Origin of the sequence: Porphyrobacter sp. YT40 (genome assembly GCF_006542605.1) — a bacterium.
Lineage (GTDB): Bacteria > Pseudomonadota > Alphaproteobacteria > Sphingomonadales > Sphingomonadaceae > Erythrobacter.
Genome location: NZ_CP041222.1, coordinates 1,604,474 through 1,619,977, shown reverse-complemented (window position 1 = coordinate 1,619,977; position 15,504 = coordinate 1,604,474). Strand labels below are relative to the sequence as shown.

Here is a 15,504-nt window from a genome sequence, read left to right as displayed (position 1 = left end):
GCCAAAAGGCAGCTAAGCCTCGTGTCAGGCACGGGGCGACGGAGGTAACTAGGCCCGGCTGCACACCACCAGCACGTGCAGCGTCTCGCCATCCTCGCTCATGACCGGGGTCGCCATGCCGTTGGGGAGGTTCTTCAGCACCGGGCGCAGCTGTGGGGGCAGTTCGGTGTCGTGGACGAAGCGCTTGCGCTCCACCTTGGCGTCCATCGCCTTGCCGAGCTTTACCGCATCCCCGCACGAACTGATCTGCATCGTGCGCGCCTGAAATTCGTCGGCGGAAACCGCGTTGGCCGCAACCGAGAGCTGAACGAGATTATAGTTGGGAAGCGTCGAGCTTTGCTCCGTCTGCGCTGCCGCGGCAGTGGGTGCGAGCGCGGCGGCAAGCATGGCGGCGACGGGGGCAAGACGATGAAGCATGGCAATCTCCCTGTTTTGGAGAGGCTGCCAATCGCTTGCTGAACTGCCTGTGAACGCTGCGGAATGCTCGGCTGCGGCGCTTATCCCACGAAGGCGCGCTCGATCACGAACTGGCCCGGCTTGTTGTTCGCGCCCTCTTCAAAGCCGCGCGCTTCCAGATCGGCGGCGTGATCCTTGATCATCGCCATCGAGCCGCACAGCATCACGCGGTCTTCCTCGGGCACGAAGCGTTGCGGGCCCTTCGACTGTTCGAACAGGCGGCCATCGTCGATCAGCGCCTGAATGCGGCCCTGCGTGCGGAAGGGTTCGCGGGTTACGGTGGGGACGTAGATCATCTTGGCGCGGTCTTCGTCTTCCAGCAGCGGGTCGCCTTCGAGCTTCGATTCCAGAAGCTCGCGATAGGCAAGCTCGTTCACGTTGCGCACCGAGTGGACGACGATCACTTCCTCGAACATCTGGTAGACCTCGGGATCACGCACCAGGCTCATGAAGGGCGCGAGGCCGGTGCCGGTCGAGAGCATGAACAGCCGCTTGCCCGGCAGCAGCGCGTCGGTCACCAGCGTGCCGGTGGGCTTCTTGCCGAGATAGATCGGATCGCCCGGCAGGATGTGCTGGAGCCGCGAGGTCAGCGGTCCGTCCTGCACCTTGATCGACAGGAACTCCAACTCCTCGGCATAGGACGGCGAGGCGACCGAATAGGCGCGCAGCAGCGGCTTGCCGTTGTCACCGGGGAGCCCGATCATCACGAATTCGCCCGAACGGAAGCGGAAGCTGGCGGGCCGCGTCATCTTGAGGCTGAACAGCCCCTCGCACCAGTGGTGGACATCGGTGATGGTCTCGACGGAGAGCGCCGCGCTTTCAGTAAACTGGTCGCGGTCGATGATGGGCTGGTTCAAAACGGGCCTCGGATACAGCTGGGCGCGGCCCGGGACGGGCGGCAGGATCGGGGGCGCAAATGGACGAGTCCTGCGCCCCCTTCAAGACAGATTAGCGATAGGACGTGAAAGCGGGCCTTGGATTGACCCCGATCAAGTCGGCGCTCAATTCCATCCCGCGCGGTCGAAGATCGTCACCGCCTGCGCCTGTCCCCTGCCGATTTCGGCGACGCCCAGCTTGTCCGCCTTGAAGCTGCCGAGCTGCTCCACCGCCGAATTGGCCTTGAGGCCGATGGCCGCGGGATATTCGTTGTTGCCGTCCGCGAAATAGCGCTGGGCGCTCTCGGAGGTGAGGTATTCGAGGAACTTGACGGCGTTTTCGCGGTTCGGCGCGGTCTTGATCAGGCCTGCCCCGCTGACATTGACGTGGGTGCCCACGCCATCCTGATCGGGGAAAATCACCCCGACCTTGTCGAAGATCGCCTTGTCCTTGGCATCCCCCCCGGCGTAGCGCGCGAGGTAGTAGGTGTTGACCACGGAGATACGGCACTGGCCCGCGGCGACCACCTCGATCATCGCGGTGTCGTTGCCTTGCGGGGCCTGCTTGAAATTGGCGACCACGCCCTTCGCCCAGTTCTCCGCCTCGGCAGCGCCCTTGTGGGCGATGATGCTGGAGAGCAGCGAGATGTTGTAGATGTTGGAGGACGAGCGCATGCAGATCTCGCCCTTGCGCGCCGGATCGGCCAGATCGGCGTAATTCGCCAGACCCTCGGGCGCGCCCTTCGACTTGTCGTAGATGATGATCCGCGCGCGGGTGGAAAGGCCGAACCACAGGCCCTCCGGGTGGCGCAGATTGGCGGGCAGCCGCTGCTTGAGCACGTCCGAATCGACCGGAGCAAAGATCCCCGCCTCCTCGGCGCGCCACAGCCGTCCGGCATCGACCGTGAGGAGGAGATCCGCCGGACTGAATTCGCCTTCCGACTGGATCCGCTCGATCAGCGCATCGGCATCGGCCTCGATCCGGTTGACCTTGATCCCGGTCTCGCAGGTAAAATCCTCGTAGAGCGCCAGATCGGTGTCGTAGTGGCGCGAGGAGTAGACGTTGACGTCGCCTGCGGGGGCGGCGCAATCGGCCCGGGCGGTTTCCGCAGCCTTATCGGCACAGCCGGACAGCGCGGCGAGCGCCGTGACGGCGACGGTGGCAAGCACGAGGAGTTTCATGGGAGGGAGGTCTTTCGCAGGGATTGTTGCGAATGACTTGCAATATTATTGACGTGCGCGCAAGCGCTAATCGCGCGGAAAGGCGCGGACGCTCTCGGGATCGGGGATCACGCTGTAGCGGCGCGAGGGATCGACAATCAGCGGCGTTTCGGCGGTGATCGTCGTGCCCTCCGGCCCGCCGATCAGCACCCGCGACCGCCCGCCCATCGGATGGATATCGCGCACCGGCCCGCCGCGCATGTCGGCCACCGGCACCAGCCGGTCGGCCTGCACCAGCAGATCGAGCTCGGCCGTGTCGGGCAAGTCCCCCGCAAGGCTCGCGAAGGGCCACAGGCCGAAGGGCGTATCCAGCCCCTCCTCCGCGCGCGCGCCGCGGATCACCTGCGCGCCCGAGAAGATCGCGCCGACGGCGGCGGTGGCGGGCGAGCCGTGAAGTTCGGGCGGCGTGCCGAACTGGACGATGCGCCCTGCTTCCATCACCGCGATCCGGTCGGCGATGTCGAGCGCCTCGGCGGGGTCGTGGGTGACGAGGATGACGGTCGACCCGGCCTCGCGCAGCAGGATGCGGCATTCGCGGCGCAGCGCCCGGCGCAGCACGATATCGACGCTGGCGAAGGGCTCGTCCATCAGCAGCACGCGCGGCTCGGGCGCCATCGCCCGGGCGAGCGCGGCGCGCTGTTGCTGCCCTCCGGAAAGCTCGTGCGGATAGCGCCGCCCCATCCCCGCCAACCCGACCTTGGCGAGCCAGCCGTCCGCCTCCCCGCGCCGCGCGCGCGGCAGGCCGAAGGCGACATTGGCGGCCAGCGTCATGTGCGGGAACAGCGCGCCGTCCTGAAACACCAGCCCCACCGGCCGCGCCTCGGGCGGGGGGTTGTAGCCGGGCTCGGCCAGCAGCTCCTCGCCCAGCGCGATGCTGCCCTGCTGCACCCGCAGCAGGCCCGCCGCGAGGCCGAGCAGTGTTGACTTCCCGCAACCCGACGCGCCAAGCAGACAGGTGATCTCTCCCGCGGGCGCGGTGAGACTGATATCCTCGAGCGCCCGCACCGCACCGTAAGCGTGGGCAATATGACGAAATTCGAGGCTCAATGGCGCTGTCCGAAGGGTTGAAGCTGAGCCGCCTTAGGCAATTTGCGGGCGCTCCTGCAAGCGAAGCTGCGCGCACGCCGTCGGCTGCGGGCCGCGAGGGCGCGGGCTGGACGCTCGCGGCGCTGGCGCTGGCGGTGTTGGCGGGCCTCCCGATCGTCGCCATCGGCTGGGCCGCGCTGGCGGGCGGGGGCGAGACGATCGGCGCGCTCGCCGAGACGGTGCTGCCGACCTACATCGCCAACACCGCGCTGCTGATGCTCATGACCGGCATTATTGCGGCGGTGACGGGGACGGGGTGCGCCTGGCTGATCGCCGCGACGCGCTTCCCCGGGCGCCGCATCCTCAGCTGGGCACTGGTGCTGCCGCTGGCGCTGCCCGCCTATCTTTCGGCCTACATCTACGCCGACCTGCTCGATTTCGCCGGGCCGGTGCAGAGCGCCCTGCGCGCCAGCACGGGCTGGGGGGTGGACGATTACTGGTTCCCCGACATCCGCTCGCTGACGGGCGGGGCCTTCGTGCTGGGATCGGTGCTGTTTCCCTATGTCTATCTGCTCGCGCGGACGGCCTTTGCGACCCAGAGCCTGACCCAGTTCCGCGCCGCGCGCAGCCTTGGCGCAGCCCCGGCGCGCGCCTTCTGGCAGGTTGCCCTCCCCGCCGCACGCCCCGCCATCGCCGGGGGACTCGCGTTGGTCCTGATGGAGGTCCTCGCCGATTTCGGCGTGGCCGAATATTTCGCGATTCCCACCTTCTCGACCGGCATCTTCCGCTCCTGGCTGGCGATGGGCGACAAGCAGGCGGCGCTCAAGCTTTCGGCGGTGATGCTGATCTTCGTGATCGCGCTGATCGCATGGGAAGCGCAATCGCGCCGGGGGCGCAGCGACAGCCGTGACGGGCTGGCAGGCCGCGCCTACGAGGAACCGCTGGTGCAGCTAGCGCGGGGCGGAAAGGCCCTCGCTTTCCTCGCCTGCGCGCTTCCCGTGCTGATCGGCTTCGTGCTTCCGGCGGGCTATCTGGTGTCCCTCGCGCTCAGCGAGACCGCACAGAGCGCCGCCGGGGATCTTGGCACCTATCTGCGCGGGAGCCTGTGGCTCGGGCTGGCGGCGGCGAGCCTGTGCCTTGCGGCCGCACTGCTGCTCGCCTTCGCCCGCGCGCGCTCGGCCTCGCGCGTCACCGCCAGCGCGATCCGGCTGGCAACGCTGGGCTATGCCCTCCCCGGCGCGCTGCTGGCGGTCGGCCTGCTGGCGCCCTTGGGCGCCTTCGACCAGAGTGTCACCCGCTTCGCCCGCGACAGCCTCGGCTGGAGCGGCGGGCTGTTGCTGACGGGGACGAGCGCGGTGCTGGTCTATGCGCTGTCGGTTCGGTTCCTGACGGTCGCCTACAATAGCGTCAGCGGGGGGCTTGCTCGCATCCCTCCCGCACTCGACGCTGCCGCGCGCAGCCTTGGCGCCGGGCCCTCGCGGGTGCTGGCGCGGATCTATGCCCCGCTGCTCGCACCGAGCCTCGCGGGCGCGGCCGCGCTGGTCTTCATCGACACCCTGCGAGAGCTTCCCGCCACCTTGATCCTGCGCCCTTTCAATCTCGAAACGCTTGCCACGCGCACCTATCGCCTTGCAAGCGACGAGCGGCTGGTCGAAGCGGCAATCCCGGCACTCATCCTGCTCGCGGCGGGGCTCCTGCCTGTGCTGGTGCTGAACCGGATCGGGAAGCGTTAGGCAAAACTGTCAGGCCAGCCTGTCACCGCACTTGTCCAAACCGGATGAAGGGTTCACAAGACCCTTCACATGGCACGCTTTCCCTTCTCCGCAATCGTCGCTCAGGACGAGATGAAACAGGCGCTGCTGATCGCGGCGGTCGACCCTTCGATCGGCGGGGTGATGGTCTTCGGCGATCGCGGCACGGGCAAGAGCACCGCCGCGCGCGCGCTGGCCGGGCTGCTGCCGCCGATCATGGCGGCGGACGGCTGCCCCTATGGCGCATCGAAGGAGGATCAGGCGCGCTATCCCGAGGTGTGCGGACAGGGCAAGCTGGTGAAGCGCCCCGTGCCCTTCGTCGACATGCCGCTGGGCGCGACCGAGGACCGGGTGATCGGCTCGCTCGATCTCGAACGCGCGCTGCGTTCGGGCGAGAAGGCGTTCGAGCCCGGCCTGCTCGCCAAGGCCCATCGCGGCTTCCTCTATATCGACGAGATCAACCTGCTCGAAGACCACTTGGTCGACCTGCTGCTCGACGTCGCCGCTTCGGGCGAGAACGTGGTTGAGCGCGAGGGCCTCTCTGTCCGCCACCCGGCCAAGTTCGTGCTGATTGGCTCGGGCAACCCCGAGGAAGGCGAACTGCGCCCGCAGCTGCTTGACCGCTTCGGGCTGTCGGTCGAAGTGCGCACGCCCAAGGACATCGAGACCCGCATCGCGATCATGAAGCTGGTCGCCGAAAACGAGGCCGACCCCGAGGGCTTCGCCGCACGCTGGGCCGAGGCGGATGAGGCGATCCTCAAGCGCGTGGCCAAGGGCAAGGCGAAACTGCCCAAGCTCACCCCCGGCGAAGACGTGCTGCGCGATGCCGCCCAACTGTGCCTCGCGGTCGGTGCGGACGGCTTGCGCGGCGAGCTTACTCTGATGCGCGCCGCGCGGGCGCTGGCGGCGCTGGAGGGCGCGAAAAAGGTCACGCGCAAGCATCTGATCGCGATTGCGCCTTCCGCACTGCGGCACCGGCTGCGGCGCGATGTGCTCGACGAGACCGGCTCCACCACGCGCATCACCCGGGCGATGGCCGAGCTGTTCGGATGACCCCTCCCGAAGCCGGCGACCCGCTGGATGACGCGGTGCTGGCGGCGCGGCTGTTTGCCCTTGCGCCGGGCGTCTTCAAGGGCCTGACCCTGCGCGGCAGCAGCCCCGCGCGCGAGGCGCTGGTTGCGGCGCTGGCCGAGGTGATCCCGCTGCGCCGTCTGCCCGGCCATGTCGATGACGAGCGGCTGCTGGGGGGGATTGATCTGGCCGCCAGCCTCTCTGCCGGAAAGCCGATCCGCCAGACCGGATTGATCGAGGAAGCCCGCGAAGGCGCGCTCATCGCAGGTATGGCCGAACGGATGGAGGCGGGCATCGCGGGGCGGCTGGCGCAGGCGCTGGATGAGGGCGGCACCGCGCTGGTGCTGCTCGACGACGCTGTCGAACCCGACGACGCCCCGCCTTCGAGCCTCACCGAAAGGCTCGCCTTTGCCTGCGACCTGTCCGCATCGCGCCGCTGGCAGGGGGTGACACTTCCTCCAGTGGCGGGGTCTCTCGCCGATGTCGCCCCCCTTGCCGACGATGACCTGCGCGCCTTGGCCGCCACCGCCGAAGCGCTGGGGGTGGAGAGCCTGCGTGCGCTAATTTTTGCGGGAGAGGCCGCACGCGGGCTGGCGGCGCTGGCGGGGCGGGATACGGCAGAAAAGGCCGATCTTTCGGGCGCCGTGCGCCTCGTCCTCGCCTCCCGCGCCACGCGCCTGCCGCCGCAGGAGCAGGACGCCCCGACGCCGGAAGATCCGCCCCCGCCGCCCGATGGCGAGCGCGACGAGCAATCGGACAGCGACCCGCAGCATTCCGAACCCGACCTTTCCGACATCCTCGTCGAAGCGGCACGGGCGGCGATTCCGGCGGGGCTGCTGGAGCAGCTTGCCCAAGGCAAGGCCCCGCGCCGTTCTTCGTCGAGCGGCACCGGGCAGAAACGCAAGGCCGCCATACGCGGCAAACCGCTCGGCGCACGCCCCGGAATGCCGCGCGGCGGGCACAAGCTGGCGCTGATCGACAGCTTGCGTGCCGCTGTCCCGTGGCAGGCGGTGCGCCGCCGGGAGAACGGCGCAGATCCCAATGCGCCGATCATCATGCGCAAGGAAGACTTGCGCATCCGCCGTTTCGAAGAACGCGCTGCGCGGGTGACGATCTTCGCGGTCGATGCCAGCGGCTCGGCAGCGGCGGCGCGGCTCGCGGAGGCCAAGGGTGCGGTCGAACTGATGCTGGGGCAGGCCTATGTCACCCGCTCGGAAGTGGCGCTGGTTGCCTTTCGCGGAACCACCGCCGAGATGATCCTGCCCCCCACCCGCTCACTCACCCGCGCGCGCCGGACGCTGGCGGAACTGCCCGGCGGCGGCGGCACCCCGCTCGCGCTGGGTCTCAACGCCGCGCGCGAGGTGGCCGAGGCCGTGATCGCCAAGGGCCGCAGCGCCGCGCTGGTGATCCTCACCGACGGGCGCGCCAATATCGCTGCCGACGGCTCCCCCGGTCGCCCGCAGGCCGCCAAGGACGCCGACACCGCCGCAAAGGCCATCGCCGCGCGCGGGATCGACAGCCTTGTGATCGACATCTCTGCCCGCCCCGGCCCCGAAGGCGCGAGCCTCGCGCAGGTGCTGGGCGGACGTTTCCTCGCCCTCCCGCGCGCCGATGCGCGGATGCTGCAGGCCGCAATCAGCGCCGTCCAACCCTCGGCCCGCGCGGCATGAGCGGGCTCGACTGGCACCGCGAAGGCCTGATCTGGCCGCACCGCGAGGCGAGCGACTTCATCAGCCTCGGCAGCAAGCGCTGGCACGTGCAGCGGATGGGCCCGGAAAAGGACAAGGACGCGCCGCCGCTGCTGCTGCTCCACGGCACCGGGGCCTCGGTCCATTCCTGGCGCGGGCTGATGCCGCTGCTGGCGGAGAGCAACACTGTCATCGCCCCCGATCTGCCGCGCCACGCCTTCACCACCGGGCACGACGCCTACGCCATGACCCTGCCCGCGATGGCGCGCGAGATCGCCGCGCTGCTGCGGGAACTGGACGTTCAGCCCGTGGCGATCATCGGTCATTCGGCGGGCGCGGCCATCGCGCTGCAACTGGCGCTGGATCACGCCTATCGCGGCCCAATCATCGGCCTCAGCGCAGCGCTGCGTCCCTTCCCCGGCGCAATGGCGCAGATCTTCCCGGCGATCGCCAAGACGCTGTTCGTCAACCCGCTGGTGCCGCGCATCTTCACCGGTAGCATCGATCTGGTCGGCGGAGCAGAGCGGTTCCTGTGGCGATCGACCCATTCGCGGATCGATAAGGCGGGGATCGCCTGTTATGCCAAGCTGCTCAAGCACCCCGGCCATGCCGGCGGTGCGCTGGCGATGATGGCGAACTGGGATCTGCCGGGCCTGCGGGCGCGGATGGACACGGTCGCCAATCCGGTTCTGCTGCTCCACGGCACGAACGATCCCGCGATCCCGCTCGACTGGGCGAAGGATGCCGCCAGCTGGCTCCCCAATGCGCGGCTGGAACCGCTTTCGGGCCTCGGCCATTTGGCCCATGAGGAAGCCCCCGGCGAGGCTGCCGCACGGATTGCGGCCTTCCTCGCCGAGGCAGGATAGGGAGCGCGCCATGGACGGCGGCAATTACGGCTGGATCGAGATCGCGCTGTTCTACGGCATCGCGATCGGCTTTGGCGCGTGGCAGTTCTGGTCGATGGACCGGAAGCTCAAGCAGACTCGCGCCGAAAAGGCGGCGAAGAAAGCCGCCGAACGCGAGGCTGCGCCGCCCGAAAGCTAGGCCAGCGGCCCTGCGGCGAAGCTGTCGCGGGTGATGACATAGGTGAGGTGCGCGACGATCCTGCCGCCCGCCATGATCCGCTCCTCCCGCCGGTCGGTCAGCTTTGCGCCGATCGTTTCGAGCGCGCGGCGCGAGCGCAGGTTGCTTTCCCCCACCAGAAACCGCACCTCGGCCACGCTGGCGAGCGCATGGGCGAGCATCAGGCGCTTCATCGCGTGATTGTAGGTGCCACCCCAGTGCGAGCGCGCAAGGAAGGTCCAGCCGATCTCGACCGATCCGCCGCCCGCCTCATCGAGCCCCTGAAAGCGGGACGAGCCGATCACCGCATCGCTCGCGCAGTCGATGGCGATCAGCGCGCCGCCGCCTGCCAGCGCATCGTCGAAGAAAGCGCGGAACACCGGCTCCTGCCAGCGGTCATGCGCCGGGTGCTGCTGCCAGATCAGCGGATCGGAGGCGACCGCGAAGAGCGCGTCCCAATCGCTCGCGCGCAGCGGACGCAGGCGGATATGCTCGTCCTCCAGCACGGGCTGGCGATCGAGCATCCCCGCCCCCTGCCTCAGACCGCGACCGCGCCCAGCGCGGCGATGAACTTGGGCAGGTTGGCCTGCGTAAGCCCGGCGATGTTGATCCGGCCTGAGGCGGCCATGTAGATCCCGTGCTCTTCGCGCAAGGTCGCGACCTCGTCCTTGGTGATGGGGAGCATCGAGAACAACCCGTTCTGCGTGCCGAGCGGGGTCAGGTCGATCCGGCCAGCGGTGCCCGCTGCGGCCAGCGCATCGCGCACATCGCGCATCCGCGCGCGCATCGTGTCGAGCTCGTCCTGCCACTGCGCGGTCATGTCGGGGTCGCGCAGGATGAGCCGCACCGCCGCGCCGCCGTGATCGGGCGGCATCGACCATGCCGCGCGAGCGAGCGCATTGGCGTTGGAAAAGGCGGTATCGAGCGCGCTGCTCTCCCGCGCCATGACGTAGAACGCGCCGACACGGTCGCGATACTGACCGAAGTTCTTGTCGCAGGAATAGGCGACGAAGGCTTCGGGCACGGCGGCGAGCACGGCGCGCATCCCCGCGGCGTCTTCCTCCATCCCGTGGCCGAGGCCCTGATAGGCCGAATCGATGATGGGGAAGGTGCCGCTGGCGGCAAAGGCCTCGGCGATCGCGGCCCACTGGTCGGCGGTGTAGTCGATCCCGGTGGGGTTGTGGCAGCAGGCGTGGAGCAGCACGGCTTCGTCATCGGCCGCGCCGTTGATCGCGGCGAGCACGGCATCCAGATTGGCGGTGCCATCGGGGTTTGCGTGATCGAAAGGCACCAGCTCCATGCCGAGATCGGCGAGGATCTGCGCGTGGTTGGGCCAGCTCGGCACGCCCATGTGGACGCGGCTGACGCCCGCCTTCTGCGCCAGCGCCAGCGCGAGACGCACCGCGCCGGTGCCGCCCGGCGTCTGCATCCCCGAAATGCGCCCGCTCATGGTCGGATCGCCCGCGCCGAAGATGTAGGGCATCAGCGCGTTGACGAAGCCCATGTCGCCTTCGGGCCCGAGATAGGACTTGGAACTCTGGCTCTCGACCAGCGCCTGCTCGGCCGCCTTGATGGCGGCGAACACCGGAGTGTCGCCATCCTCTGTGCGGTAGACGCCGACGCCGAGGTCGATCTTGTCCTCGCGCGGGTCGGCGGCGTGGAGACGGATCAGGGCGAGCAGCGCATCGGGCGCCTGGGGGCTGAGTCGGTCAAGCATCATGCCGCGCGCCATGGCGCGTGCGCGGCGCTCCCGCAACCGGGTTTTCGCTGCAAGCCCTCAGAAAGGCAGCCAGCGCTGTTCCTTCGAAAACTTCATGTAGCCCGCATTCACCCCGAGCCGCAGCCCTGCGCCGACCCGGATCGGGATCAGCACGACATCGCCCCGGCGCATGTAGCTGGCATTGAGCCCGCCGACAAAATAGGCCTGCCCCTCACCCGCCGGGAAGCGCTTGAACAGGTCCTCGGTGTCGTGGAGGTTGTAAACCAGTACGAAGGTATTCGCGGCATTTGCCCCGGCATCGAAGCCGACCGAGGGCCCGGTCCAGTAGACCTGCTGCTGCCCCTCGATCTTGTGGTGCAGCGTGCCCGAGCCATAGCGCGCGCCGAAGATGAAGGCGCCGCCCGCCTCGCGTCCGACGATGTAGCCATTGGGCTCGCCCTGATCCTTGAGCAGGTCCTGGATCAATTTGGCGAGACCTTCCGCGCCCTTGCCGAACACGCCCTCGGCCGCGCCGATCAGATCGTCTTCCGCATAGGTCGCGCCCTGCGTGGTGGCGGCAGGGGTCACGGGCGCGGTGTCGGCCGGCAGCGGTGCGGCGGCATCGGCAGGCGCGGGGGCATAGTCCTCGAAAGTGCTGTCAACGGACGGCTCGACCGGCTGGGTTGGCTGCGGAGCGACGGGCGAAGCAGGCTGCGGCCCGGCCAGATCGGCGTCGATCCCGCCACTTGGTGCAGCCCCGCTCTGCTGGTCGTACACCACATCGGGATCGAAGGTCTGGAGATCCTGCGCGGCGGCAGGCGCCGTCAGCGCCATTCCGGCCAGCACCGGCAGCGCGAGCGCTGCGAGGCGGCGACCCATGTGGGAGAAGCGTGCGGTCATGATGCTCATCTTGCGGCCTTTCGCAGCGACGTGTCAGCCCCGGATTGTTGCGCATGGTAGCAGAATCGCTTTCCGTGGGCGCTGCAACCGCTCGTCGCCGGAGCGAATCGGATTCGCGACGAGCCGTTCCCGGCGCTAGTCTCGCGCGCCTGAACCCCCGCCGAACCAGACCTTTGCGCCGGGGAATCGTTTTTTGTTCAAGCCACCTTGCCGCTCGCCCAAGTGCCGACTATAGCCGCGCCCTCGCAGCCAACGCTGTTGCCCGGAGACGTGGGTGAGTGGCTGAAACCAGTTCCCTGCTAAGGAACCGTACTCTATCAGGGTACCGAGGGTTCGAATCCCTCCGTCTCCGCCAACAGCCCCTTTCTGGCTGTTTCTCCCCGCTTCAAAATCACATAAAAACAGCGCCTTAGGGCGCTGCCTGTGTTTCGGGCTATTGCTTTCCGATGCGATCCGTTGCAATATCGTGTGGGTAAGGATGTGGGGAAGGAAAAATGGGCAATCTCACCGCCAACATGCTCCGGGGATCGCTTGAGCCTGGACGCCATCACGATGGCGATGGGCTGTTCCTGAATGTCACCCCGACCGGTGCCCGTTCATGGATCTGCCGGGTTCAGAAAAATGGCCGTCGCAGGGATATCGGACTCGGCAGCGCGAAGAAAGTGAGTCTCGCACAGGCCCGGCAGCGGTCAGCCGAAGTCCGCGCGCAGGTTGAGGCAGGAATTGACCCCGTGCTTCAGCGCAAGAAGTCCGAGGGAATCCCGACCTTCCGGGAGGCGGCGGCCAAGGTCTTCAACGAGAACAACAAGAGCTGGAAAAACAAGAAGCACCGCAGCCAGTGGCTGACCTCGCTTCAGACCTACGCTTTTCCGAAGATTGGCGACATTGCGGTGAGCGACATCGAGAGTTCGCACGTCCGCGATGTGCTGATCGCCATATGGCTCGAAAAGAACGAGACCGCGCGACGTGTGCGCCAGCGGATCGGGATGGTGATCGATTGGGCGATCGCGAAGAACTATCGCGCGCACCCCTTGCCGATGAATGCGATCAACAAGTCGCTTCCCAAAGTGCGCAATCGCCAGAATCACCTCGCGGCCTTGCACTATTCCAAGGTCGCAGCTTTCGTCGGGAAACTCCGCGAACGGGAGAGCATCGGGCGCCTGGCGTTCGAGTTCCTGATCCTCACAGCGGCCCGATCCGGCGAAGTGCGCGGAGCGCTCTGGTCAGAGATCGATCTCACGGAGCGCACGTGGACGATTCCCGCCGAGCGCATGAAAGCCGACGTGGAACACATCGTACCCTTGTCCGACGCCGCGCTGGATGTGTTGAAGCGGGCGCGAGTTCACAAGGAAGATGGCAATGACCTTGTGTTTCCAGGCACCCGCCATGGCAAACCAATGTCTGACATGACCCTGACGAAGATCTGCCGCGACGCCGAGATCGATGCTGTCCCGCATGGTTTCCGCAGCAGCTTTCGTGACTGGGTATCGGAAGAGACCGATTTTGACCGCGATGTTGCCGAGATGGCTTTGGCGCACACAATAGCGAACCCGGTTGAAGCGGCTTATCGGCGCGGAAAACTCTTGCAAAAGCGGCGCAAGTTGATGAATCTTTGGGCTGATTATTGCGCTGCAACGAGGACCTGAAGCCGGAGGGGCCCGTGGACCAGTCATCGATGGCCACATTCGACTTGCGGACGGGCGAGGAACGGTTCCCCACGCTTTGGTCCGCCCTCCTTCAAGAGCACGGTGAAGATCCCCAAAAGACCCCCGAATCGGTCCTTGGCATCGCATTTCTTGAGCGGCTCGATCCTGAGCAAGGCGAGTGGACGTGGCTCTATGTGGGCAAATGGGCCAGTGTTGGTCTGTCGGTGGTATGTGCTGCCCTCACGATTTTGACGACGTTCGGAGACGGCAATCCCGTCCAGTGGCTGTGTCCGGCGGCCCTGAGTGGTGCGGCCGCATGGGAATGTGACCGGCGGCTGCGCAGACCGAGCCACCGGGAGCTTCAGGCACGCTTACGGACGTCCGAGCAGCATAAGTGGTTTGTCCGCCTCGAGGCCTGCCGGGCAAAGTTCGAAGCGGGCAAAGGCAGCGCCATGCGCCAACGTGGTGACGGCGCGTCCGTCATCGCTAGACAAGAATTTGCAGGACTGAACGGCCTGCGATTGATCGTCCGCAGCGGCGCGATTGACGCCCGGGCGAAAGCACAGGAATTGTTCGTCGAGGTGCCCAGAGTGGTCTTGGACGAGCGCGTGAAATCTCGCGACAGCGCCCCCGCACCGATGCAACAGCCTCACGCTGACGAGCTTGACCTGGGCCTCAGCATTGCCCCGGTTTCACCGATCCGCGAAGCCGACCACCCCTTCACCGGCATCGCGGAAAGCGCATTCACCCAAGCCCTGAATACGTACCTCGAGGCCGCGCCAAAATCCGTTAGCGAGAAGGACCTATTCCGCTATGTGAACCTGGAAACCTGGAAAATCGTTCAGAAGGATCCTTGCCTCCAGACCGGTCAGATCGCCGCCAGGGTCAGGGAAGGGGCCGAGGAGCACGGTCGTCACATCGACTACACCGACGACGTGCTTGGCAAAATCGTCGGCAGGTCAGCCAGTGGCACCTATGGAGCGTTCAAGGCCTTCCTGATCAAGCAGGGTCTGGGCCGCTAGGTCACATGCTCCGCACGATCCTTGCATCATAGATCCACTTGCGCACCTTGCGGGCCTTGATCGCCGCGATGTCGGGATGGCACGGGTTGATCAGCACATTGCTTTCCTCCGGCACGATCACCGAGGGGACGCGCAGCAGCAGGCTGGTCGCTGCTCTGGCCCAGCGGGTGCCATAATCCGATGATGTGCGGCTCGCCGGTTCGGCGTCCCACCCCACCGGCGCGGTAGTGTGATCGATCCCTTCCGCCGCGTTCCAGACATCATCCAGGATGACGATCTCGACGAGATAGCGGTTGAGCGGCAGGCCGCCCGAGTTGAGGTGCACGATGGTCTCAAGCGCGGCGAGCGACCGGTTCGTCGAGGTGTAGACCAGCGGCGTCCCCTTGTCGTTCCAGCGACCGCCGGTGATTTCCGCCCCCTTGCCGCTGAGATCGTCCGCTTCATAGTTCTTCGTATCGGTCGCAATGCGCCAGACCGATACACTCACGCATAGGCTCCGCTCTGGATGCGGGATAGCGCCTCGGCGACCATGGCCTGACCTTCCATTGTATCAAGCAGAGCCATCGGCGGGGTGCCGCCAAGCGCGGGCAACGGCTCACGCAGCCAGCGCGACAGCCATTCGGGTGCATCGAAGCCCTTGGGATCGCCAGACTCGGCGACGATCGCCTCGACCTGCCCAATCAACCGCGCCACGCCAAGCAGGCGCTCGCTTTCATCACTGGCGAGCTGCTCGCTCTGGGTGATCTTGCGGTTCACGGTGGCGGTCTTCAGCCCGAGTGCCTGATAGAACACCTTCTGCTCGACCCCGAGCGCCTGCACCAGCCGCTTGGCCTCGATGGCGGGGACGCCCTGCCGGATCATTGCAATCCGCGCTTGGGGTGAGGCGGCGAAGAGCTCGCGATACCCGCCGCCTGTCTTGGGCGTTGCAAGCTTGCTGCCGCGCGCTGTTCTGACGTTGCCGCTGTAGATCGCAGATGTAGCCATGATTGCTCCTTTGAGCATTCACATAGCGCATTTGAGCATAACATTCAATGCGGCGATACCACCTGATTGGTGGCACTTGAGCCCATCCCGAATTCCCAGAAAT

The 15,504-nt window shown here is 67.0% G+C and carries 16 protein-coding genes and 1 tRNA gene; 8 read left to right on the top strand and 9 right to left on the bottom strand.

What is annotated here, in order from left to right:
• Positions 1-48: 48 nt before the first annotated feature.
• From E2E27_RS07560 to E2E27_RS07545, 4 genes are all read right to left on the bottom strand, one after another.
• On the bottom strand, positions 49-417 hold the full coding sequence (locus E2E27_RS07560) for a hypothetical protein (RefSeq protein WP_141458376.1): 369 nt from the start codon (positions 415-417) through the stop codon (positions 49-51).
• Positions 418-497: 80 nt separating this feature from the next.
• The gene (locus E2E27_RS07555) at positions 498-1,313 is read right to left on the bottom strand and encodes a ferredoxin--NADP reductase (protein ID WP_141458375.1); all 816 of its coding nucleotides are present in this window, start codon (positions 1,311-1,313) and stop codon (positions 498-500) included.
• Positions 1,314-1,457: 144 nt separating this feature from the next.
• The gene (locus E2E27_RS07550; RefSeq protein ID WP_141458374.1) at positions 1,458-2,513 is read right to left on the bottom strand and encodes a Fe(3+) ABC transporter substrate-binding protein; all 1,056 of its coding nucleotides are present in this window, start codon (positions 2,511-2,513) and stop codon (positions 1,458-1,460) included.
• A gap of 66 nt (positions 2,514-2,579) precedes the next feature.
• Positions 2,580-3,599 carry an ABC transporter ATP-binding protein gene (locus E2E27_RS07545; protein ID WP_234036233.1) on the bottom strand — a complete coding sequence of 340 codons (1,020 nt, stop codon included), beginning with the start codon at positions 3,597-3,599 and terminating at the stop codon, positions 2,580-2,582.
• Here E2E27_RS07545 and E2E27_RS07540 point away from each other — a divergent pair.
• The 5 genes from E2E27_RS07540 (at position 3,599) to E2E27_RS18705 (ending at position 9,132) form a co-directional block, all read left to right on the top strand.
• The gene (locus tag E2E27_RS07540; RefSeq protein WP_141458373.1) at positions 3,599-5,311 is read left to right on the top strand and encodes an ABC transporter permease; all 1,713 of its coding nucleotides are present in this window, start codon (positions 3,599-3,601) and stop codon (positions 5,309-5,311) included. The genes E2E27_RS07545 and E2E27_RS07540 overlap by 1 nt on opposite strands.
• A 69-nt stretch (positions 5,312-5,380) precedes the next feature.
• On the top strand, positions 5,381-6,382 hold the full coding sequence (gene bchI / locus E2E27_RS07535; protein WP_141458372.1) for a magnesium chelatase ATPase subunit I: 1,002 nt from the start codon (positions 5,381-5,383) through the stop codon (positions 6,380-6,382).
• Positions 6,379-8,070 carry a magnesium chelatase subunit D gene (locus E2E27_RS07530; RefSeq protein WP_141458371.1) on the top strand — a complete coding sequence of 564 codons (1,692 nt, stop codon included), beginning with the start codon at positions 6,379-6,381 and terminating at the stop codon, positions 8,068-8,070. Before bchI ends, E2E27_RS07530 begins: the two co-directional genes overlap by 4 nt.
• The gene (gene bchO / locus E2E27_RS07525) at positions 8,067-8,954 is read left to right on the top strand and encodes an alpha/beta fold hydrolase BchO (RefSeq protein WP_141458370.1); all 888 of its coding nucleotides are present in this window, start codon (positions 8,067-8,069) and stop codon (positions 8,952-8,954) included. Before E2E27_RS07530 ends, bchO begins: the two co-directional genes overlap by 4 nt.
• 10 nt (positions 8,955-8,964) lie before the next feature.
• Positions 8,965-9,132, top strand: coding sequence for a hypothetical protein (locus E2E27_RS18705; RefSeq protein ID WP_181443619.1), 168 nt, complete (start codon positions 8,965-8,967; stop codon positions 9,130-9,132).
• Here E2E27_RS18705 and E2E27_RS07520 read toward each other — a convergent pair.
• From E2E27_RS07520 to E2E27_RS07510, 3 genes are read right to left on the bottom strand one after another with little or no spacing between them, the layout of a single operon-like run.
• Entirely contained in the window at positions 9,129-9,674 is a 546-nt protein-coding gene (locus E2E27_RS07520; RefSeq protein WP_141458369.1) for a GNAT family N-acetyltransferase, read from the bottom strand. The genes E2E27_RS18705 and E2E27_RS07520 overlap by 4 nt on opposite strands.
• Positions 9,675-9,688: 14 nt before the next feature.
• Positions 9,689-10,867 carry an amino acid aminotransferase gene (locus E2E27_RS07515; protein ID WP_141461680.1) on the bottom strand — a complete coding sequence of 393 codons (1,179 nt, stop codon included), beginning with the start codon at positions 10,865-10,867 and terminating at the stop codon, positions 9,689-9,691.
• A 60-nt stretch (positions 10,868-10,927) separates the two neighbouring features.
• On the bottom strand, positions 10,928-11,758 hold the full coding sequence (locus E2E27_RS07510; RefSeq protein ID WP_141458368.1) for a DUF1134 domain-containing protein: 831 nt from the start codon (positions 11,756-11,758) through the stop codon (positions 10,928-10,930).
• Between the two features lie 255 nt (positions 11,759-12,013).
• Between E2E27_RS07510 and E2E27_RS07505 the strand changes: the two genes are divergently transcribed.
• From E2E27_RS07505 to E2E27_RS07495, 3 genes are all read left to right on the top strand, one after another.
• Positions 12,014-12,104, top strand: a tRNA-Ser gene (locus tag E2E27_RS07505).
• A gap of 139 nt (positions 12,105-12,243) precedes the next feature.
• Positions 12,244-13,395, top strand: a complete 1,152-nt coding sequence (locus E2E27_RS07500; protein ID WP_141458367.1) for a tyrosine-type recombinase/integrase — start codon at positions 12,244-12,246, stop codon at positions 13,393-13,395.
• 29 nt (positions 13,396-13,424) lie between these two features.
• Positions 13,425-14,417 carry a hypothetical protein gene (locus E2E27_RS07495; protein WP_141458366.1) on the top strand — a complete coding sequence of 331 codons (993 nt, stop codon included), beginning with the start codon at positions 13,425-13,427 and terminating at the stop codon, positions 14,415-14,417.
• A 1-nt stretch (position 14,418) separates the two neighbouring features.
• Here the strand turns inward: E2E27_RS07495 and E2E27_RS07490 are convergent, their stop codons facing one another.
• Together E2E27_RS07490 and E2E27_RS07485 are read right to left on the bottom strand one after the other, a co-directional pair.
• On the bottom strand, positions 14,419-14,904 hold the full coding sequence (locus E2E27_RS07490) for an RES family NAD+ phosphorylase (RefSeq protein WP_141458365.1): 486 nt from the start codon (positions 14,902-14,904) through the stop codon (positions 14,419-14,421).
• Positions 14,901-15,401: an Xre family toxin-antitoxin system antitoxin gene (locus E2E27_RS07485; protein WP_199799099.1), complete on the bottom strand. Its 501-nt coding sequence runs from the start codon at positions 15,399-15,401 to the stop codon at positions 14,901-14,903. The genes E2E27_RS07490 and E2E27_RS07485 overlap by 4 nt, the downstream gene beginning before the upstream one ends.
• Positions 15,402-15,504 lie beyond the last annotated feature (103 nt).

Bases quoted from the DNA above. Each gene is read 5' to 3' on its own strand.
- bchO (WP_141458370.1), top strand. From the start codon at position 8,067: ATGAGCGGGCTCGACTGGCACCGCGAAGGCCTGATCTGGCCGCACCGC.
- E2E27_RS18705 (WP_181443619.1), top strand. From the start codon at position 8,965: ATGGACGGCGGCAATTACGGCTGGATCGAGATCGCGCTGTTCTACGGC.
- E2E27_RS07510 (WP_141458368.1), bottom strand. From the start codon at position 11,758: ATGAGCATCATGACCGCACGCTTCTCCCACATGGGTCGCCGCCTCGCA.
- E2E27_RS07500 (WP_141458367.1), top strand. From the start codon at position 12,244: ATGGGCAATCTCACCGCCAACATGCTCCGGGGATCGCTTGAGCCTGGA.
- E2E27_RS07530 (WP_141458371.1), top strand. From the start codon at position 6,379: ATGACCCCTCCCGAAGCCGGCGACCCGCTGGATGACGCGGTGCTGGCG.
- E2E27_RS07560 (WP_141458376.1), bottom strand. From the start codon at position 417: ATGCTTCATCGTCTTGCCCCCGTCGCCGCCATGCTTGCCGCCGCGCTC.
- E2E27_RS07515 (WP_141461680.1), bottom strand. From the start codon at position 10,867: ATGCTTGACCGACTCAGCCCCCAGGCGCCCGATGCGCTGCTCGCCCTG.
- E2E27_RS07485 (WP_199799099.1), bottom strand. From the start codon at position 15,401: ATGGCTACATCTGCGATCTACAGCGGCAACGTCAGAACAGCGCGCGGC.
- E2E27_RS07495 (WP_141458366.1), top strand. From the start codon at position 13,425: ATGGCCACATTCGACTTGCGGACGGGCGAGGAACGGTTCCCCACGCTT.
- E2E27_RS07550 (WP_141458374.1), bottom strand. From the start codon at position 2,513: ATGAAACTCCTCGTGCTTGCCACCGTCGCCGTCACGGCGCTCGCCGCG.
- E2E27_RS07520 (WP_141458369.1), bottom strand. From the start codon at position 9,674: ATGCTCGATCGCCAGCCCGTGCTGGAGGACGAGCATATCCGCCTGCGT.
- E2E27_RS07540 (WP_141458373.1), top strand. From the start codon at position 3,599: ATGGCGCTGTCCGAAGGGTTGAAGCTGAGCCGCCTTAGGCAATTTGCG.
- bchI (WP_141458372.1), top strand. From the start codon at position 5,381: ATGGCACGCTTTCCCTTCTCCGCAATCGTCGCTCAGGACGAGATGAAA.